Annotated in this window: 18 protein-coding genes; 15 read left to right on the top strand and 3 right to left on the bottom strand. The window is 51.6% G+C overall.

Translation table 11 applies throughout. The features are described 5' to 3' along the window. The first annotated feature begins 90 nt into the window (after nt 1-90). The 7 genes from lepA (at nt 91) to acpS (ending at nt 6,488) form a co-directional block, all read left to right on the top strand. Nucleotides 91-1,890, top strand: coding sequence for a translation elongation factor 4 (gene lepA, locus JK198_RS13020; RefSeq protein ID WP_212708102.1), 1,800 nt, complete (start codon nt 91-93; stop codon nt 1,888-1,890). Nucleotides 1,891-1,899: 9 nt separating this feature from the next. After that, complete coding sequence (lepB, locus tag JK198_RS13025) at nt 1,900-2,871, top strand: signal peptidase I (RefSeq protein ID WP_212708101.1); 972 nt, start codon at nt 1,900-1,902, stop codon at nt 2,869-2,871. Between the two features lie 135 nt (nt 2,872-3,006). Further along, the gene (rnc, locus tag JK198_RS13030) at nt 3,007-3,687 is read left to right on the top strand and encodes a ribonuclease III (RefSeq protein WP_212708100.1); all 681 of its coding nucleotides are present in this window, start codon (nt 3,007-3,009) and stop codon (nt 3,685-3,687) included. Beyond that, complete coding sequence (gene era, locus JK198_RS13035; protein WP_212708099.1) at nt 3,684-4,589, top strand: GTPase Era; 906 nt, start codon at nt 3,684-3,686, stop codon at nt 4,587-4,589. Before rnc ends, era begins: the two co-directional genes overlap by 4 nt. A gap of 3 nt (nt 4,590-4,592) precedes the next feature. After that, nucleotides 4,593-5,324: a DNA repair protein RecO gene (gene recO / locus JK198_RS13040; RefSeq protein ID WP_212710733.1), complete on the top strand. Its 732-nt coding sequence runs from the start codon at nt 4,593-4,595 to the stop codon at nt 5,322-5,324. 52 nt (nt 5,325-5,376) lie between these two features. Then, entirely contained in the window at nt 5,377-6,108 is a 732-nt protein-coding gene (pdxJ, locus tag JK198_RS13045; protein WP_212708097.1) for a pyridoxine 5'-phosphate synthase, read from the top strand. After that, nucleotides 6,108-6,488: a holo-ACP synthase gene (gene acpS / locus JK198_RS13050; protein ID WP_212708096.1), complete on the top strand. Its 381-nt coding sequence runs from the start codon at nt 6,108-6,110 to the stop codon at nt 6,486-6,488. Before pdxJ ends, acpS begins: the two co-directional genes overlap by 1 nt. Before the next feature lie 10 nt (nt 6,489-6,498). On the opposite strand, the gene JK198_RS13055 is transcribed toward acpS, so the two are convergent. Then, nucleotides 6,499-6,753, bottom strand: a complete 255-nt coding sequence (locus JK198_RS13055; RefSeq protein WP_212708149.1) for a YfhL family 4Fe-4S dicluster ferredoxin — start codon at nt 6,751-6,753, stop codon at nt 6,499-6,501. Nucleotides 6,754-6,846: 93 nt separating this feature from the next. Between JK198_RS13055 and JK198_RS13060 the strand changes: the two genes are divergently transcribed. The 3 genes from JK198_RS13060 to tadA all read left to right on the top strand — a co-directional run bounded on the left by JK198_RS13060 (nt 6,847) and on the right by tadA (nt 8,274). Further along, nucleotides 6,847-7,026, top strand: a complete 180-nt coding sequence (locus JK198_RS13060; protein WP_212708095.1) for a hypothetical protein — start codon at nt 6,847-6,849, stop codon at nt 7,024-7,026. Then, nucleotides 7,026-7,667 (top strand): phosphatidylglycerophosphatase C, encoded by a 642-nt coding sequence (gene yfhb / locus JK198_RS13065; RefSeq protein ID WP_212708094.1) that lies wholly within the window; start codon nt 7,026-7,028, stop codon nt 7,665-7,667. Before JK198_RS13060 ends, yfhb begins: the two co-directional genes overlap by 1 nt. A 97-nt stretch (nt 7,668-7,764) precedes the next feature. Further along, complete coding sequence (gene tadA / locus JK198_RS13070) at nt 7,765-8,274, top strand: tRNA adenosine(34) deaminase TadA (protein ID WP_212708148.1); 510 nt, start codon at nt 7,765-7,767, stop codon at nt 8,272-8,274. Here the strand turns inward: tadA and mltF are convergent. Next, on the bottom strand, nt 8,264-9,706 hold the full coding sequence (gene mltF, locus JK198_RS13075; protein WP_212708093.1) for a membrane-bound lytic murein transglycosylase MltF: 1,443 nt from the start codon (nt 9,704-9,706) through the stop codon (nt 8,264-8,266). The two genes, tadA and mltF, sit on opposite strands and share 11 nt — an antisense overlap. Nucleotides 9,707-9,978: 272 nt before the next feature. Between mltF and purL the strand changes: the two genes are divergently transcribed. The 5 genes from purL (at nt 9,979) to glnB (ending at nt 18,377) form a co-directional block, all read left to right on the top strand. Continuing rightward, on the top strand, nt 9,979-13,869 hold the full coding sequence (gene purL, locus JK198_RS13080) for a phosphoribosylformylglycinamidine synthase (protein ID WP_212708092.1): 3,891 nt from the start codon (nt 9,979-9,981) through the stop codon (nt 13,867-13,869). Between the two features lie 639 nt (nt 13,870-14,508). Continuing rightward, entirely contained in the window at nt 14,509-15,957 is a 1,449-nt protein-coding gene (locus JK198_RS13085; protein WP_212708091.1) for a HAMP domain-containing sensor histidine kinase, read from the top strand. Further along, nucleotides 15,954-16,610 (top strand): hypothetical protein, encoded by a 657-nt coding sequence (locus JK198_RS13090; RefSeq protein WP_212710732.1) that lies wholly within the window; start codon nt 15,954-15,956, stop codon nt 16,608-16,610. The genes JK198_RS13085 and JK198_RS13090 overlap by 4 nt, the downstream gene beginning before the upstream one ends. 3 nt (nt 16,611-16,613) lie before the next feature. Continuing rightward, nucleotides 16,614-17,948: a two-component system response regulator GlrR gene (gene glrR, locus JK198_RS13095; RefSeq protein WP_212708089.1), complete on the top strand. Its 1,335-nt coding sequence runs from the start codon at nt 16,614-16,616 to the stop codon at nt 17,946-17,948. A gap of 90 nt (nt 17,949-18,038) precedes the next feature. Then, on the top strand, nt 18,039-18,377 hold the full coding sequence (gene glnB / locus JK198_RS13100; protein ID WP_212708088.1) for a nitrogen regulatory protein P-II: 339 nt from the start codon (nt 18,039-18,041) through the stop codon (nt 18,375-18,377). 46 nt (nt 18,378-18,423) lie between these two features. Here glnB and hmpA read toward each other — a convergent pair whose 3' ends face one another. Next, nucleotides 18,424-19,611, bottom strand: coding sequence for an NO-inducible flavohemoprotein (gene hmpA, locus JK198_RS13105; protein ID WP_212708087.1), 1,188 nt, complete (start codon nt 19,609-19,611; stop codon nt 18,424-18,426). Nucleotides 19,612-19,791: the final 180 nt, after the last annotated feature.

Consider the following 19,791-nt stretch of genomic DNA (forward strand, 5'->3'; position numbering starts at 1 on the left):
GCTGACTCAATACGAGTAACGAGTGATGTTACTTATCATCTCTGTGCCCGGGTATTCAACAGACGTTTTTACGCGAAGATATTCATATAAATGAAGCATATAAGAAACTTTTCCATTATAGCGCACATCGATCACGGCAAATCTACGCTTTCCGATCGCCTGATTCAGACCTGCGGCGGGCTGACCGATCGTGAAATGGCTGCTCAGGTTCTGGATTCAATGGAACTGGAACGTGAACGCGGTATTACCATTAAAGCACAGAGTGTGACGCTGGATTATAAAGCGACGGATGGTCAGACCTATCAGCTGAATTTCATCGATACTCCGGGACACGTCGACTTTTCTTATGAAGTTTCCCGGTCACTGGCGGCCTGTGAAGGGGCATTGCTGGTGGTGGATGCAGGGCAGGGGGTTGAAGCCCAGACCCTGGCCAACTGCTATACGGCCATGGAAATGGACCTCGAAGTCGTTCCGGTACTGAATAAAATTGACCTGCCGGCAGCCGATCCTGACCGTGTGGCTCAGGAAATTGAAGATATTGTTGGGATTGATGCAACAGATGCAGTGCGCTGCTCGGCAAAAACCGGTATCGGTGTGCCAGATGTGCTGGAACGTCTGGTCCGTGATATCCCGGCCCCGGAAGGTGATCCTGAAGGCCCGTTGCAGGCACTGATTATCGACTCATGGTTTGATAACTACCTGGGCGTAGTGTCACTGGTGCGGATTAAAAACGGCACCCTGCGCAAAGGTGAGAAAATTAAGGTAATGAGTACCGGACAGGTCTATAACGCTGATCGGTTAGGTATCTTTACACCGAAGCGGGTTGACCGCGACTCCCTGGGGTGTGGCGAAGTTGGCTGGCTGGTGTGTGCGATTAAAGACATTTTAGGTGCACCGGTAGGTGATACCCTGACCAGCGCCCGCAATCCGGCGGATAAAGCGTTACCGGGCTTTAAAAAAGTGAAGCCACAGGTATATGCGGGTCTGTTCCCTGTCAGTTCTGATGATTATGAATCATTCCGTGATGCGCTGGGTAAACTCAGCCTGAATGATGCATCGCTGTTCTATGAGCCGGAGAGCTCTACGGCACTGGGCTTTGGATTCCGTTGTGGTTTCCTCGGTCTGCTGCATATGGAAATTATCCAGGAACGTCTGGAGCGTGAGTATGATCTCGACCTGATCACTACCGCCCCGACCGTGGTTTACCAGGTACAGACCACAGACGGTGAAACTGTTTATGTGGACAGCCCTTCCAAGCTGCCACCTCTGAATAATATTGAAGAATTACGCGAACCTATTGCTGAGTGTCATATGCTGGTACCGCAGGAGTATCTGGGTAACGTCATTACACTTTGTATTGAGAAACGCGGCGTGCAAACCAATATGGTTTATCATGGAAACCAGATTGCATTAACCTATGAAATCCCGATGGCTGAAGTTGTTCTGGATTTCTTTGACCGGCTGAAGTCGACGTCGCGGGGTTATGCATCTCTGGATTATAATTTTAAACGATTCCAGGCCTCTGACATGGTACGTGTCGATGTTCTGATTAACTCAGAACGTGTTGATGCGTTAGCACTGATTACCCATCGTGATAATTCGCAATATCGCGGACGTGAACTGGTGGAAAAGATGAAAGATCTGATCCCGCGTCAGCAGTTTGATATTGCGATTCAGGCTGCGATTGGTAACCACATTATTGCCCGTTCGACAGTGAAACAATTACGTAAAAACGTACTCGCCAAGTGTTATGGCGGTGACGTAAGCCGTAAGAAAAAGCTGTTGCAGAAACAGAAAGACGGTAAAAAACGTATGAAGCAGGTGGGCAACGTAGAGTTACCACAGGAAGCGTTTTTAGCCATTCTTCATGTGGGCAAGGACAATAAATAAGGACCTGGCATGGCAAATATGTTCGCGTTGATTCTGGCGTTAGCGACCTTAATCACCGGAATCATCTGGTGCATTGATAAATTTGTGTGGGCGCCGGCCCGCCGCAGGAAGCAGCAACAGGCTCAGGAACAGGCGGGTAATACGCTGGATAAAACAGCCCTGAGCGCTGTTGACCGTAAACCGGGCTGGATTGAAACCTCTGTATCGGTATTCCCGGTATTATTTGTGGTTTTCATTGTGCGCTCATTTATTTTTGAGCCATTTCAGATTCCGTCGGCATCCATGATGCCGACCTTACTGATCGGTGATTTTATTCTGGTCGAAAAGTTTGCCTACGGACTGAAAGATCCGATTACCCAGACAACGCTGATCCCGACCGGCCACCCGAAACGTGGTGACGTGGTGGTGTTTAAATATCCGAAAGATCCCAGTGTCGACTATATTAAGCGTGTGATTGGTTTACCTGGTGATAAGGTGGTATTTGACCCTTACAGTAAAACCCTCTCCATCACTCCGGGCTGTGGTTTTGGCCATTGTGGTAATCCGGTCCCTGTGACCTACAGTGATATGGAACCGAGTAACTTTGTGCAGACCTTCAGTGGTTTTGACGGTAATGAAGTCGGTAACGGATTCTATCAGCTACCGCTGGATCAAAGTATGCAGGGCGGACTGCGCCTTGGGATCCGCAAAGAAACCCTTGGTGATGTCACCCATAATATTTTACTGGTTAATGAAGCACAGAGTCCGGTCAGTTCCTATTACCAGCAGCCAGGTCAGCCCCCGGCAACATGGGTTGTACCTGCCGGTGAGTACTTTATGATGGGCGACAACCGCGACAACAGTGCTGACAGCCGTTACTGGGGATTTGTTCCTGAGAAGAACCTGGTGGGTAAAGCCGTTGCCATCTGGATGAGCTTCAAAAAACAGGAAGGCCAGTGGCCGACAGGTGTACGCCTGAGCCGTATTGGTGGCATCCATTAATACTAATGTGGGCCCGCATTTGCGGGCCTTGTTTCTCAAACCTGGCCGGCAGGCCACTGCACACTAAACAGAGAGTGCTGTATCAGCCCTGTTTCGTGTGCAGAGCAACAGACGTAAGATAAGAGCTGGAAACGCATGAACCCCATCCTGATGACTAAGCTCCAGAGGAAACTGGGCTATACTTTTTCACAAGCAGATTTACTGCAGCAGGCATTAACGCATCGCAGTGCAAGCAGCAAACACAATGAGCGGCTGGAATTTCTCGGAGATTCAATACTCAGCTATGTGATTGCTAATGCTTTATATCACCGCTTCCCGCGCGTGGATGAAGGGGACATGAGCCGGATGCGTGCTACCCTGGTGCGCGGTAATACTCTGGCGGAGATGGCCCGCGAGTTTGAACTGGGCGAGTGTCTGCGCCTTGGTCCGGGAGAACTGAAAAGTGGCGGTTTCCGCCGCGAGTCAATTCTGGCCGATACTGTTGAAGCGTTGATTGGCGGGATTTTTCTCGACAGCGATATACAGCAAATAGAACAACTGATCCTCAAATGGTATCAGAGTCGCCTGGAATCAATCAGTCCGGGTGATAAACAAAAAGACCCGAAAACGCGCCTGCAGGAATTTCTACAGGGCCGTCATTTACCGTTACCTTCCTATCTGGTAGTACAGGTACGCGGTGAAGCACATGACCAGGAATTTACTATTCATTGTCAGGTGAGCGGGATGGATGATGCGGTGGTTGGTGTTGGTTCCAGCCGCCGCAAAGCAGAACAGGCAGCCGCAGAACAGGCGCTGACTAAGTTAGGAATTGAATGAGCGAACAAGCACCCCATTGCGGTTTTATCGCAATTGTAGGCCGGCCAAATGTCGGTAAATCTACCTTACTGAACCAGTTACTGGGTCAGAAAATTTCTATTACCTCGCGTAAGCCACAAACCACGCGACACCGTATCATGGGTATTGATACCCGGGACAATTATCAGGCTATTTATGTTGATACCCCCGGCCTGCATATGGAAGAAAAAAGGGCGATTAACCGCCTGATGAACCGTGCAGCCAGTAGTTCTATCGGGGATGTGGAACTGATTATCTTTGTCGTGGAAGGAACCCGCTGGACAGATGATGACGAAATGGTGCTGGGTAAACTGAAAGCAGGCAAAGTACCGGTAGTCCTGGCGATCAACAAGATTGATAACCTGCAGGATAAATCTATTTTACTGCCGCATATTCAGATGCTGAGCCAGAAAATGGATTTCCTGGATGTGGTCCCCATGTGTGCTGAAGACGGGAATAATGTCGATGCGATTGCCGCTATCGTGCACAAACGCCTGCCGGAAGCAGATCACCATTTTCCTGAAGACTATGTGACCGACCGTTCTCAGCGCTTTATGGCCTCAGAGATCATCCGTGAAAAACTGATGCGTTTTCTGGGGGCTGAACTGCCTTACTCAGTAACGGTCGAAATCGAGCAGTTTGTGAATAACGAACGCGGCGGTTACGATATCCATGGTCTGATTCTGGTCGAGCGGGAAGGCCAGAAAAAAATGGTGATCGGTAATAAAGGTTCCAGAATTAAAACTATCGGCATTGAAGCCCGCAGAGATATGGAACAGATGTTTGAAGTTAAAGTGCATCTGGAACTGTGGGTTAAAGTGAAATCCGGCTGGGCGGACGATGAACGTGCGTTACGCAGCCTGGGTTATACTGACGACCTTTAACCAATGGAAGGCTGGCAACGCGCATTTGTACTGCATAGTCGCCCGTACAGCGAAACCAGCCTGTTACTGGATCTGTTCAGCGAAAGCGAAGGCCGGGTCCGGGTGCTGGCAAAAGGCGCCCGTTCCAAACGTTCGCAACTGAAAGGTACCTTACAGCCTTTTACGCCGTTACTGGTTCGCTGGTCCGGTAAAGGTGATATCAGAACCCTCCGTAGTGCCGAAGCCATTTCGCTGGCACTGCCGCTCAGTGGTACGTATCTGTACTGCGGTTTATACGTCAATGAATTGCTTTCCCGTGTGCTGGGACAGGAAATTCCCTTCTCCGAACTGTTTTTCGACTATCTGCACTGTATTCAGGGGCTGGCTGCGGCCACCGGATCGGCTGAGCCCGTATTACGTCGTTTCGAACTGGCGGTGCTGGGGCATCTTGGTTACGGGGTCGATTTTTTACATTGCGCCGGCAGTGGCGAACCTGTCAGTGAAACAATGACTTACAGTTACCGGGACGAAAAAGGTTTTATCGCCAGTCTGGTTGTGACCCAGCGCAGTTTCACCGGCCGGCATTTGCTGGCACTTTATGCGCGTGAGTTTCCGGACGGCGATACCCTGAAAGCAGCAAAACGTTTTACACGTATAGCCTTAAAGCCTTATCTTGGTGGTAACCCATTAAAGAGCCAGGAATTATTCCGGCAATTTACGTTGCCCGCCGGGACAGTAGCGCCAGACAAACAGTGATCAGGGAGCTCCTGAACCCGGCCGGGTGCCATTATTCAGACTGAGGATTGTCATGAAGGAATTATTATTAGGGGTCAATATTGACCATATCGCCACCTTACGTAATGCCAGAGGCACATGCTATCCGGATCCGGTGCAGGCCGCCTTTATTGCTGAGCAGGCCGGCGCTGATGGGATCACAGTTCATTTACGCGAAGACCGCCGCCATATTACTGACCGTGATATTCGTTTGCTGCGTGAAACTATCCAGACACGGATGAATCTGGAAATGGCTGTCACCGAAGAGATGTTAAACATTGCCTGTGAGACACGTCCGCATTTTTGTTGTCTGGTGCCGGAAAACCGCCGGGAAGTGACCACCGAAGGCGGGCTGGATGTGGCAGGGCAGCAGCAAAAACTCAATGCCGCCGTCAAGCGCCTCAGTGAGGCCGGTATTCTGGTGTCCCTGTTTATTGATGCAGATCGCCGGCAGATTGACGCAGCGGTTACTGCCGGGGCACCGTTTATCGAGATTCATACGGGGGCTTATGCGGAAGCTGCGCAGGGGCCGGCTCAGGATGCTGAACTTGAACGTATTCGTGAAGCCGTGCAATATGCCGTCTCCCGCGGTCTGAAAGTCAATGCCGGTCACGGACTGACTTACCATAATGTCTTACCGGTTGCGGCGATACCAGAGATCTATGAGTTGAATATCGGCCATTCTGTTATCGGCAAGGCAGTGATCACCGGCCTGGCCGGGGCAGTAGGTGAAATGAAAACCCTGCTCAGAGAATCGCGTCGTTAATGGCTATTCTCGGGCTGGGTACTGATATTGTTGAGATTGAACGCATTGAGCAGGTGATTGGCCGGTCCGGTGACCGGCTGGCTCGCCGGGTACTGACTGATTTCGAATGGCAGCAATATCAGCAACACCATCAGCCGGTGCGTTTTCTGGCGAAACGGTTTGCAGTAAAAGAAGCCGTTGCCAAAGCGTTTGGCACCGGAATCCGCGGCGGGCTGGCTTTCAACCAGTTTGAAGTGTTCAATGATGCGCTGGGTAAACCCTGTCTGCGTTTTTTTGGTCAGGCCAGTGCACTGGCAGAAAATCTGGGCGTTCGCCATGTGCATGTTACCCTGGCGGATGAACGTCGTTATGCCTGTGCGACGGTAATCCTGGAAAACTGATTCCGCTGACTCAGGCAGAGTGCCACAGGGTCACAAACTTTTCCCATAATGCATCGGTGGTTTCTGTCTGCTGCGGATCGGTGATAATAGTATTATTGATCGGGCAGACACTCTGGCAGGTCGGTGCGTCGTAATGACCCACACATTCGGTGCAGCGATCGGCATCAATCTGATAGATGGTATCCCCCATTGAAATCGCCTGGTTAGGGCATTCGGGTTCGCACATATCACAATTTATACAGCGCGTAGTTATCAGTAATGCCACTTCGGTTATCTGCCTTATACCATTTTTCATCACTACCGGGGTTTCTGTGGTTAGCTCCGGCGACAGCGTTATCCCACACTAAAAGGCGGGTTAATGGGGCGCACTTTACCACAGAAGCCGTTAAAGCCCAATAATGCCTGCGGTGATGTTCTTCGCAAGGCGGGGATCAATCCGCAGCCTATGAGTGGTACCCGGTATATCCGGCATTGTGGTGATATCTGCTACAGTCAGGATACGGTGAGTATCGGCAGAGCTCTGAAGAGTCATAAATAATGAAAAAAGCACAACAACGGGTGGTGTTTTTCGATCTTGATGGCACGCTCCATAAACAGGATTTATTCGGCAGTTATCTGCGCTATTGCCTTGTCCGGCAACCGTTAAATCTGTTGCCGCTATTGTTGCTGATACCGCTTATTGCCGGCGGGTTACTGGTCTGTGGCCGGGCCTCACGCTGGCCTGTCAGCCTGTTACTCTGGTCGGTGACTGTCGGGCACAGTGAAGCATTTTTACAGCGGCAGCAACAGGCGTTTTGTCGCTGGTTCCGGCCACGGGTGATCCCGTTTCCGGATGTGCACCGGCGGCTTAATCACTATCTTCAGGCAACGGATACCAGTGTCTGGTTAATTACCGGGTCGCCGGTGACGCTGGTGGAAAGTGTGTATCATCAGTCCTCTTTTTTACCCGCGGTAAATATTATCGGTTCACAGATGCGACGCAGTCTCGGAGGGCGGGTACTGACTCTGCGCTGTATTGGTAAAGAAAAAGTCAGGCAGCTGGAACGGCAACTGGGCAGCCCGCTGCGGCTTTACAGCGGTTACAGTGACAGTCGTCAGGATAATCCGTTAATGGCCTGCTGCAGCCATCGCTGGCGTGTCACCGCCCGCGGAGAGATTGAACCGCTCGGCGAAGGGTGAACGACAATACTCCGGCCGGAGGACCGCGACCGCTGCTACGCATTCATCAGTGATCCCGGTATAATGCGCCGCGAAAATATTAACCGGGGATAAAGTGTTGACCGAAAAAAATGATGAGTACTGGATGCGTTACGCATTATCGCTGGCAAAGCGGGCTCAGGATAATAATGAAGTTCCGGTCGGTGCGGTACTGGTGTCTCAGGGGGCGCTGATTGCCGAAGGCTGGAACCATCCTGTGGCATCACATGATCCGACAGCACATGCTGAAATCATGGCGCTGCGTAATGGCGGGCGGGCACTGAACAATTATCGCTTACTCGACACAACCCTGTATGTCACCCTTGAGCCCTGCGTAATGTGTGCCGGAGCGATGGTACACAGCCGTATCTCCAGACTGGTATTCGGTGCCAGTGATGGGAAAACCGGGGCTGCGGGGTCTTTACTGGATGTGCCCGGTCACCCGGGGATGAATCACCGGATAGAGGTTACCGGAGGGGTACTGGCTGACGAATGTGCCAGCCAGTTAAGTGAGTTTTTCCGCCTGCGTCGTGCACAAAAAAAAGCGCTGCGCCAGGCGCAGCGGGAAAATCAGTCACTTAGTTCATAGCAATTTGTGGTTCAGCCGGTGTTACAGGATCGGATTCCGGCAGAACCGGCGGTTTCTGCTGCATTTCCTGCAGGTATCCGACCAGGCTGATATTGTATTTACGGATATTTTCCACGTAATTATAGGCTTCATTGCCGCGGGCAAAGCCGTAAGTTGTCTGGCTGTAATAACGTTTCTGAGCCAGCAGCGGTAACCGGGTTTTGACATCGGCCCAGCTATCGGGATTGCCCCCCTGCTTCATGGTGAGTTTTCGGGCATCCATCATATGGGCATAACCGATATTATAGGCAGTCAGGGCGAACCAGATACGCTCATCTGAAGGGATAGTTTCCGGCATTTTATCCATCAGATTTTGCAAATACTGGCTGCCACCGCGAATACTTTCGGCAGCATCCAGCCGGTCACTGACCTCCAGACTGTCGGCCGTATTACGGGTGAGCATCATCATCCCCCGGACGCCGGTCGGTGATGTGGCCCGCGGATCCCAGTGTGACTCCTGATAAGCAATCGCTGCCAGCAAACGCCAGTCTATCTGGCTGGCATATTTTTTGAACAGTGGCTGCAGGGAAGGCAGGGTACTGTCAATCGCCCGTAAAAATGTCCGGGTATCAACATAGTCAAAGCTTCCCGTATGGCCAAAATATTTTTCATCCAGCCGCGCCAGAGTACCTTCTTCATTTAAACGGTTATAAAAATCAAGCAGGGCAGCATTCAGGCTATCATCAGCAGATTTTGCCATATACCAGTTCACGGGAGTCTCACTGGTGACATCAAACGCGACAGCCAGTTTCGGGTGAATACGTTGCATCATACCGATGGTCGCCGAATCACCGATGGTATAGTCCAGTTTGCCTGAGGCTACCTGTTCCAGCACTGCCTGAGGACTGAGTTTCTTCTCTATGCTCCAGTCAAGTTGCGGGTATTGATCTGCTTTTGCCGCTTTAAGGGTCGGAATAAACGCTGACTCTGAAGGCACGGCCAGTGTACCTCGCAGATCACCCAGATTTTTAGGCCGTGGCCGGTCGACGCGGTAGACCAGTTGTTGCGTGGTCGTATAGTAGGCCGGTCCGCTACGGTAGTTTTGCTGGCGGTGGCTGTCCCAGGCCAGACCCGCAGCCAGTAAATCCGCCTGGTGATTGTTCAGATCATCAAACAGGCTTTCAATATTCGGGCGTACAGTGACCTCCAGCTTCACGCCCAGATAGTCTGCAAAGCGTTTGGCCAGTTCGTAATCCATTCCCGTAGGATCTTTATTTATCTTTTGCCAGGTCAGTGACGAATTTATGGTGCTGATACGTAATACTCCGCGCGATTTTATTTGCGACAGAGTGTCTTGTGAACCTGAATGCCAGGGTATCGCAGGCCATAAAGCTATTGCCAGTAATAGAGTGACAAGACCGATCAAAAGATAATTAAACTTTAAGTATTTCAAAGTATTATCTCATTAATCAGCGCCGGGTTCAGCCTTTTGGCAGGATGTTAAACACAGGAATAGTACCCCGACGCGGAGAGCATTTTGAGCAACAAAAAGGCAAAGAGCAACTTTTATAGCAAGAAATGTTTGTTTTTTGGGCGGTGAATTATCCAGATAAAATCCGCGCAAACGGTTTCGTAACGGGGCCTTATTCTTTATAATACGCCCCGTTTTCCCCCTGTTGCGCCCAATGAAGCGTCGCCCGGCGTTTCGAAGACGAGAGATCTTTAATGATGGAAATTTTGCGTGGTTCGCCCGCTCTGTCGGCATTTCGTATTAACAAACTGTTGACCAGCTTTCACGACGCTCATCTGCCGGTGAGTGATATTTATGCCGAATACGTGCATTTTGCTGATGTCAGTTCACCCCTGACTCAGGACGAGCAAAATCGTCTCCAACGTCTTCTTAAATACGGTCCCTCGCTGGCAGAACATGAACCTGCCGGACGTTTATTACTGGTTACCCCGCGGCCGGGTACCATATCGCCATGGTCTTCGAAAGCGACTGATATTGCACATAACTGTGAACTATCTAAAGTGTTGCGGCTGGAACGCGGGCTGGCTTTCTATATTCAGGCAGAAAACCTGACAGAAGCTCAGTGGGCCCGGCTGGGGGTATTACTCCATGACCGGATGATGGAAACCGTATTCACGGATCTGTCTCAGGCTGAACAACTGTTCGCTCATCATCAGCCACAACCGGTAAAGGCGGTGGATATTCTGGGACACGGGCGTGAAGCGCTGCAGGAAGCAAACCTCTCCCTCGGGCTGGCACTGGCAGAAGACGAAATTGACTATCTGCTGGCAGCCTTTACCGCGCTGGGACGTAACCCGAACGATATTGAGCTGTATATGTTTGCTCAGGCTAACTCTGAGCACTGCCGTCACAAAATCTTTAACGCCGACTGGATTATTGACGGTGAAAAACAGCCAAAGTCGCTGTTTAAAATGATTAAAAATACCTTCGAAAAAAATCCTGAGCATGTGCTCTCTGCCTATAAAGACAATGCGGCAGTGATGGAAGGTTCAACCGTGGGTCGTTTTTATGCGGATGATCAGCAGGGCCGCTATGATTACCATCAGGAAGAAGCCCATATCCTGATGAAAGTGGAAACCCATAACCACCCGACAGCGATCTCTCCGTGGCCGGGAGCGGCGACAGGGTCGGGCGGGGAAATACGTGATGAAGGTGCGACCGGCCGCGGCGCTAAACCTAAAGCGGGTCTGACCGGCTTCTCCGTGTCTAACCTGAGGATCCCCGGTTTTGAGCAGCCGTGGGAACAGGATTTCGGTAAACCGGAGCGGATTGTCAGCGCGCTGGATATTATGACGGAAGGCCCGCTGGGCGGGGCGGCATTTAATAATGAATTCGGCCGTCCGGCACTGAACGGATATTTTCGTACCTACGAAGCGCAGGTAAACAGCCACAATGGTGAAGAGCTGCGTGGTTATCATAAGCCGGTGATGCTGGCGGGCGGAATCGGTAATATCCGCGCTGATCACGTGCAGAAAGGTGACATTACCGTCGGGGCTAAACTGATAGTTCTGGGCGGCCCTGCAATGAATATTGGTCTGGGCGGTGGTGCAGCATCATCGATGGCGTCAGGTCAGTCCGATGCTGATCTGGATTTTGCTTCTGTGCAGCGAGATAACCCTGAGATGGAACGCCGTTGTCAGGAAGTGATTGACCGCTGCTGGCAACTGGGTGAACAGAACCCGATTCTGTTTATTCATGATGTCGGTGCAGGCGGATTATCGAATGCAATGCCGGAGCTGGTCAGCGACGGTGGCCGTGGCGGACGCTTTAACCTGCGCGATATTCTGAGTGATGAACCGGGGATGAGTCCGCTGGAAGTCTGGTGTAACGAGTCCCAGGAACGTTATGTCCTGGCGGTTGCGCCGGAAAAAATTGCGTTATTTGAACAGCTGTGTAAACGCGAACGGGCACCTTATGCAGTTATTGGTGAGGCAACCGAAGAGCTGCATCTGACTCTGACAGACGAACATTTTGCTAACCAGCCGATTGATATGCCGCTGGATGTACTGCTGGGCAAAACCCCGAAAATGACCCGCGACGTCACGACTCTGCAGGCCGAGGGGGTGGCGCTTAGCCGCGACGGTATCTCTCTGGCTGAGGCGGTAAAACGTGTAATGCACTTGCCAGGTGTTGCCGAAAAAACCTTCCTTATCACTATCGGTGACCGTTCCGTCACCGGCATGGTGGCACGTGACCAGATGGTCGGACCCTGGCAGATCCCGGTAGCAAACTGTGCCGTCACCACAGCCAGCCTGGACAGTTATCATGGTGAAGCTTTTGCGATTGGTGAACGTGCGCCGGTAGCGTTGCTGGATTTTGCTGCATCGGCACGCATGGCGGTAGGGGAAGCACTGACTAACCTGGCGGCGACAGACATTGGTGAACTGACCCGCGTTAAACTGTCGGCCAACTGGATGTCTGCTGCCGGTCATCCGGGAGAAGATGCCGGTTTATATGCGGCGGTAAAAGCGGTGGGTGAAGAGCTGTGTCCGGCTCTGGGGCTGACTATCCCGGTCGGTAAAGATTCAATGTCGATGAAAACCCGTTGGCAGCAGAACGATCAGCCGCGGGAAATGACGTCTCCTCTGTCTCTGGTAATTACCGCGTTTGCCAGGGTTGAAGATGTTCGCCATACGGTCACCCCTGAGTTACAGTCACAGTCAGATAATCTGCTATTACTGGTGGACTTAGGTGCAGGGGCCAATACCCTGGGAGCGACCGCACTGGCTCAGGTTTACAGCCAGCTGGGTGATACCCCGGCGGATGTCCGTGATGCACAGCAACTGGCGGGTTTCTTTGCTGCTATCCAGCAACTGGTGAGTGAACAGAAATTGCTGGCTTACCATGACCGTTCTGACGGTGGTTTACTGGTCACGCTGGCAGAAATGGCCTTTACCGGACATTGTGGTGTGGATGTTGATATTACCGCCCTTGGCCGGGATACACTGGCGTCGCTGTTTACCGAGGAACTGGGTGCGGTTATCCAGATCAATACGGCTGACCTTGCGGCGGTGAACGCAGTATTTGCACAGCATGGGCTGAGTGACTGCCTGCATGTATTAGGCAGTGCACAGTGCGGAGACGACTTTGTGGTACGTGCATCACAGCAGGTCGTCTATCAGGAGAAACGTTCTGTCCTGCGTCGCTGGTGGGCAGAAACGACCTGGCAGATGCAGCGGCTGCGTGATAATCCGGACTGCGCGGATCAGGAACACCAGACTAAACTGGACGATAAGGATCCCGGCCTGAATGTATCGCTGAGTTTCGATCCGGCCGAAGATATTGCAGCCCCGATGATTGCTACCGGTGCCCGGCCTAAACTGGCGGTCTTACGTGAGCAGGGGGTTAACTCCCATGTGGAAATGGCTGCGGCGTTCCATCGCGCTGGTTTTGATACTGTCGATGTCCATATGAGTGATTTACTTGCCGGACGTCGCGGGCTGGATGACTTCCATGTACTGGCCGCCTGTGGCGGTTTCTCTTATGGTGATGTACTGGGTGCGGGTGAGGGCTGGGCGAAGTCCATTCTGTTTAACCCGCGGGTTCGTGAGAACTTCGAGCAGTTTTTCCATCGTGACCAGACACTGGCTCTGGGGGTATGTAACGGCTGTCAGATGATGTCTAACTTGCGTGAGTTGATCCCCGGCAGTGACCTGTGGCCACGCTTTGTGCGTAACCAGTCTGAACGGTTTGAAGGACGTTTTAGTATGGTTGAAGTGGCTGACAGCCCGTCATTATTACTGTCGGGAATGGCGGGTTCGCGTATGCCAATCGCCGTATCTCATGGCGAAGGTTTTGCCGAACTGCGTGATCAACAACAGCTGGATGATTTGGAAGCACAGCGGCTGGTTGCGCTGCGTTTTGTCGATAACTACGGCAATGTCACCGAAAATTATCCGGCTAACCCGAATGGTTCACCGAAAGGGATGACTGCGGTAACCAATACCTCCGGTCGCGTCACTATTATGATGCCTCACCCGGAACGGGTGTTCCGTACGGTGAGTAACTCCTGGCACCCGCAGCAGTGGGGCGAAGACAGCCCGTGGATGCGTATTTTCCGTAATGCACGTAAACAGCTGGGCTAATCATCAGCCTGCGGTGAATGTGGTACAAAAAGCACTCTGCGGAGTGCTTTTTTTATCTGCCTCCTGCTGGCCACAGAGGGGGACTGTATCATTATGGTGACATTTCCCCTCGCAAACTGTCGCTGAATTGTGACACTTAATTATTTGATAAATATATATTATTTATCAACCTGCTTTAAATGTCTCTGATCAGAGACAATTCCGACCTGTCCTGAGATGATATAGTGGCCGTAATGCCATTAACTTACTGATATAAAAACACTTGTAATATGTGGCACAGCTATTGCATTATAGTCAGTACAGCTCATTCTGCTCTTTATGATGCCCTGCGTAAGCGGTCAAGCGCTCATAAACTTTGAATGATGCCCCAAGGTGCCTGCCGTCCGACTTTTGATAATCGTCAGTTTTACTGCGTTATCATGCTACGGGCGTAACGTTGAGTAAGGCACCGCCTTTTTCTTAACGCCGGTATGGCCGGCGTTATACCTTTCTGACACTGGTCCGGAGACTACACCGGACAGTGATTCCCGGTGCTTTTCATTTATTCCTGTCATTACAGCGTGGATTTTTCCCGCAGTCTGCTTCCTTCCTGAGCTTAATCCGGCTAGCATCATCTTTATTTTCCCGATGGCGGTCACCGTGAAGCGCTGGTCTTTTGTCCCCCGTTCTCTCAGACAGTTAGTTTTGCTGGCTTTTGTGCTGGTATTGTTACCGTTACTTGTGCTGGCATGGCAGGCCTGGGAAAGCTTTTCCAGTCTCAGTGAACAGGCCGCAGAAACCAACCGTAATACCTTTACGGATGTCCGTCTGAGTGAAATGATGGCCCGCTCAGCCCTGGAACTGGAACGTAATTACCGGCAGTTTTGTGTGTTAAATGATCCGACACTTGAGTCTCTGTATCAGCAGCAATATATACGTTACCGGCAAATGCTGCAGACTCACTTCCGGCGTTTACCACGGCTTAAATCCACACAAAAAATTCAGCAATTATTACCGGCCCTGACGCCACTTCACTGTGAGCAGGGCAATCCGCCGCAAAGCGTGTCAGATAACCTGATTGCATTTTCTATTGCTAACAGTCAGCTGGTTGAAGAAACCCGGCAGAATGTCTTTACCCGTGGTTTAGAGCTGCAACGTGAAATTGCGGATCGTGGCGCATTTTTTGGCTGGCAGGCATTGTTACTGTTTTTGATCAGCCTCGGGTTTATATGGTTATTCACCCGGATGATCATCGGGCCGATAAAAAACCTGAAAAAAATGATCCACCGGCTGGGAGAGGGCGGGGAAATAGACGGAATGACCGATTTTCGCGGGCCTGACGAAATCCGCTCTCTCGGACAGCGGATCGTCTGGCTGAGTGAACGTTTATCCTGGCTTGAGGCTCAGCGTCATGAATTTTTACGTCATCTTTCCCATGAGCTGAAAACGCCGCTGGCAAGTTTACGGGAAGGGAGCGCGTTACTGGCGGAGGAGATCAGTGGCCCGCTGAACAGGGATCAACAGGAAATTGTCGCTATCCTTGATCAGAGCAGCCTGCACCTGCAGACGCTAATTGAGCAATTACTGGATTATAACCGACACACCGCGGACGCCGGGTGTTTAATGTCGCCCGTTGATCTGCAACATATTATTAATGAAGTGGTGACTGCCCATGCCCTGCCAGCCAGTGCCCGTGATATTGATACGCAGGTGATTTTACAGGAGCAATCTTGTCTGGCCGATCGGCAACTTCTGGCCCGCACTCTGGATAACCTCTATTCTAATGCCATAAACTATGGGAGGCCTGGCGGGCAGATTCTTTTTTCCAGTTGCCGTGACGGAGACAGGATCCTGATAGATGTGTCTAATAGCGGAACACCGATACCGGCACATGAGCAGAAAATGATCTTCGAACCTTTCTATCAGGGCGCCCGGCAGCGGCGCGGGCCGGTAAAAGGCAGCGGGCTGGGGCTGAGTATTGCCAGAGATTGTATCCGGCGTATGCAGGGGGAGCTGATACTGGTCAGTAATGGTGATGCTGAAGTGCGTTTCCGGATTGAATTATCGATCCCTCGTCAATTGCCGATCATTCATGGAGGCAGTCAGTGATAAAACGCATTTTTTGTCCGCGTATATTTGTCGCAGTTATTCTCCCGTTACTGAGTGCATGCAGCCAGCAGACAAGATCAGCCGGCACTTTGTCCCCGGACCAGCAGGGTACGAGTGTTTCCGCTTGCCGGCAAATAACACAACCGCTGGTGCCCCCTCAGACAGCCTGGCCGGATTACTGGCTGAAACTGATGAACTGCGTACAGCAGCAAGGGGTTGAGGATAATTATCGTCAGGCGGTACTGATCGACGCTGATAGCTGGCAGCAGGTATTTCGTCAAAGCATTCTGTTTTCCGGGACGGATCTGACTGATCAGCAACGCCAGCAGTTATTACAGCGGATGAAACAATGGCAGCCACAGGCAGACCGGCGCGTCGGTTCGTTATTGCAGTTATGGCAGGACAATCAGCAAAGCCAGCTCACCGCATCGCTGATAACAGAAAAATATAAACAACTTCGTCAGCACAGTGATGCCCGGATAGCCCGGTTGCGCCAGCAGCAGCAACAACTGTCTGACAAACGCCTGCAATTACAAAAGCTCACGGATATAGAACATCAGCTATCTGCCCGTAAAAGGACGGTGATCCGTGACAACGCTGATCTCCGTCCAGTGTCTGTTAACCCCGGCGATCCGCAAAAGGAAGATAATTAACTCATGACAAAACAGGCAGCACGATTATTACTGGTAGATGATGACCCGGGGATCCTGACATTGCTGGGAATGCGGTTACGCAGTGAAGGTTTTCGGGTGGCCACCTGTGAAAACGGCACTGATGCGTTACGTCATCTGGCCAGAGAGCCGGTTGATTTGGTCATCAGTGACCTGCGAATGGATCATATGGATGGTCTGACCCTGTTCGGGGAAATTCAGAAACAATTTCCCGGATTACCGGTGATTATTCTTACGGCCCACGGATCCATTCCTGACGCTGTCGCCGCGACCCAGCAGGGAGTATGCAGCTTTCTTACCAAACCGGTTAATCGTGATGCCCTGTATCAGGCTATTGACCAGGCTATCGCCCAGCGGGGCACGGTCACCGGACATCAGCTGAGTGACAGTATCGTGACCCGCAGCCCGCTGATGATGCGCTTGCTGGAACAGGCACAAATGGTGGCCAGTGCCGATGTCAGTATCCTGATTCAGGGGCAGAGCGGTACCGGGAAAGAGGTTCTCGCCAAAGCCATTCATCAGGCCAGTCCGCGATCAGACCGCCCCTTTATTGCCATTAACTGTGGAGCATTACCGGAACAGTTACTTGAATCAGAACTGTTTGGACATGCCAGAGGCGCATTTACCGGTGCTCTGAGTGCCAGAGAAGGGTTGTTCCGGGCGGCAGAAGGCGGGACTCTGTTCCTGGATGAAATAGGTGATATGCCTGCGGCATTACAGGTCAAACTGCTGCGGGTATTACAGGAACGCAGGGTCCGGCCGCTGGGCAGTAATCAGGATGTGGCGATTGATGTACGGATTATCTCAGCAACCCACCGTGATTTGCCGAAAGCGATGGAGGAAAAAACGTTCCGGGAAGATCTCTATTACCGTCTGAACGTGGTTACTCTGCGGTTACCGTCACTGAATGACCGCGCTGAAGATATACCTTTACTGGCAAATGCATTGCTGAGGCAGGCTGCAGACCGGAATAAACCGCATATCCGCAGTTTTTCTGCCGGGGCGATGAAACGACTGATTACGGCCAGCTGGCCCGGCAACGTGCGTCAGCTGGTTAATGTTATCGAACAATGTGTGGCGCTGAGTTCCGCAGCGGTGATCACTGACCGGCTGGTGGAACAGGCACTGGCCGGCGAAAATACAGCGCTGCTGACTTTTGCTGAGGCGAGAAATCAGTTTGAACTGAATTATTTACGTAAGTTATTACAAATGACTGGCGGTAATGTGACCCATGCGGCACGGCTTGCCGGACGAAATCGTACTGAATTCTATAAACTTCTGGCGCGTCATGAACTGGACGCGGGCGATTTTAAAGGGTAATTTGCTGCCAGTTATTTCTACCCCCGATACCGGATAAGATCGCCGGTACCCGAATACCCGGTAGCCACAGGCGAAAGAAAAGGTTCTGTTATGAAAAAAATTGATGCGATTATTAAACCCTTCAAACTGGATGATGTGCGTGAGTCTCTGGCTGAAGTCGGGATCACCGGGATGACAGTGACTGAAGTAAAAGGATTTGGCCGTCAGAAGGGGCACACGGAACTGTACCGTGGCGCAGAATATATGGTCGACTTCCTGCCTAAAGTCAAAATCGAAGTAGTGGTTGCTGACGATATTGTCGATACCTGTGTCGAGACGATTATGCGTACTGCTCAGACCGGGAAAATCGGTGATGGCAAAATTTTTGTATTTGATGTTGCCCGTGTGATCCGTATCCGTACCGGAGAAGAAGACGAAGAGGCTATCTGACAGGCCTGCAGAGGCCATCATTGATGGCCTCTGCAGACCAGTACCGTTACAGAGACTGGTGGGGACCGAACATTTCGTAGTGGATATGGTCGGCACTGACACCTGCTGCCGTCAGCTGGTTAAATACGGACTGCATAAAGCCGGCTGGTCCGCACAGGTAGTAATGGCGGTGCTGGCTTACTTGCTGTTCGCCCGCCTGGCTCAGATCCATCAGTCCGGAGAAGTGTGCCGGGTCATTATCTCCTGCCGCCGGGTGGTTATACCAGGTCAGCTGGCGGAAGTGTTCCAGTTTTTCTCCCAGCGCACTGACTTCATCCCTGAAAGCATGACTGGCAGGATTTTCGGCAGCGTGCCACCAGTTTACTTCCGCCGGATAGCTTTGTTCAGCGAGGCTGTGCAGCATTGCCAGTAGCGGGGTCAGACCGACCCCCGCCGAAATCAGTGTCAGGGGGGCGGGGGCCAGTGAACGGTCGAGCACAAAATCACCGCCCGGCACTGCAATTTCCAGCAAATCGCCACATTTTGCATGTTCATGTAACCAGCCGGAAACTTTCCCGCCCGGCTGATGACGTACAGCAATCCGATAATCGTTACCATTCGCAGTGCGCGTCAGAGAATACTGTCTGATCTGCCGGTATGGAAAACCTTCCGGCTGGAGATAGACAGCCAGATACTGGCCTGCGACATAATCGGCGACCGGCTTACCGTCTTGCGGAGTCAATACAATACTTTTAATAACCTCACTTTGTTGTGTGATGTCACTGATAACAAAACGACGGGTTCCCCGCCAGCCGCCGGGTTTATGTTCATGTTCCTGATAAATTTGCGCCTCACGTCCAATAAAAATGTCTGCCAGTGCGCCGTAAGCCTTTGCCCATGCGGCAAGAACTTCATCACCCGGGTTGAGCAATTCACGGATAGTCCCCAGCAGATGCTCTCCGACAATGGCGTACTGGTCCGGACTGATGGATAAACTGGCATGTTTCTGGGCAATTTTTTCGACGGCAGGAAGCAGTGCAGCAGGGTTATCCAGGTGGCTGCCATAGGCACAGAGTGCGGCAAACAGAGCTTCCGGCTGACGACCACTGACCTGGTTACTCATATTAAAAACATTTTTTAGTTCCGGGTTGTGGCTCAGCATGCGCTGGTAGAAATGTTTTGCTACTGCCGGGCCGGCATTGGCGATAGCAGGAAGAGTCGATCTGACCAGGGCGAGAGTTTCTGAATCAAGCATGCGGGCGTCCTCATTGTTCATTATTAAACATGTATTTTATATACATGTTATAGCCGGCAGTATGGATTGTAAATAAACTTATTGTTAGCAAGGGTTTCCTGCGGTGTGGAGCTGGCCGGAAAATTTATGGCGAACGGTCATGTTTTCTGGCTAAAAAAAGTGCGACTGCTCACAGGTTGA

This window comes from Tatumella sp. JGM91 (assembly GCF_018257575.1).
Lineage (GTDB): Bacteria > Pseudomonadota > Gammaproteobacteria > Enterobacterales > Enterobacteriaceae > Tatumella > Tatumella punctata.

Excerpts from the sequence above, each read along its gene's own strand:
- lepB (WP_212708101.1), top strand. The coding sequence starts at position 1,900 with ATGGCAAATATGTTCGCGTTGATTCTGGCGTTAGCGACCTTAATCACC.
- purL (WP_212708092.1), top strand. The coding sequence starts at position 9,979 with ATGATGGAAATTTTGCGTGGTTCGCCCGCTCTGTCGGCATTTCGTATT.
- rnc (WP_212708100.1), top strand. The coding sequence starts at position 3,007 with ATGAACCCCATCCTGATGACTAAGCTCCAGAGGAAACTGGGCTATACT.
- era (WP_212708099.1), top strand. The coding sequence starts at position 3,684 with ATGAGCGAACAAGCACCCCATTGCGGTTTTATCGCAATTGTAGGCCGG.
- glrR (WP_212708089.1), top strand. The coding sequence starts at position 16,614 with ATGACAAAACAGGCAGCACGATTATTACTGGTAGATGATGACCCGGGG.
- yfhb (WP_212708094.1), top strand. The coding sequence starts at position 7,026 with ATGAAAAAAGCACAACAACGGGTGGTGTTTTTCGATCTTGATGGCACG.
- pdxJ (WP_212708097.1), top strand. The coding sequence starts at position 5,377 with ATGAAGGAATTATTATTAGGGGTCAATATTGACCATATCGCCACCTTA.
- recO (WP_212710733.1), top strand. The coding sequence starts at position 4,593 with ATGGAAGGCTGGCAACGCGCATTTGTACTGCATAGTCGCCCGTACAGC.
- JK198_RS13060 (WP_212708095.1), top strand. The coding sequence starts at position 6,847 with ATGGGGCGCACTTTACCACAGAAGCCGTTAAAGCCCAATAATGCCTGC.
- hmpA (WP_212708087.1), bottom strand. The coding sequence starts at position 19,611 with ATGCTTGATTCAGAAACTCTCGCCCTGGTCAGATCGACTCTTCCTGCT.
- acpS (WP_212708096.1), top strand. The coding sequence starts at position 6,108 with ATGGCTATTCTCGGGCTGGGTACTGATATTGTTGAGATTGAACGCATT.
- glnB (WP_212708088.1), top strand. The coding sequence starts at position 18,039 with ATGAAAAAAATTGATGCGATTATTAAACCCTTCAAACTGGATGATGTG.
- lepA (WP_212708102.1), top strand. The coding sequence starts at position 91 with ATGAAGCATATAAGAAACTTTTCCATTATAGCGCACATCGATCACGGC.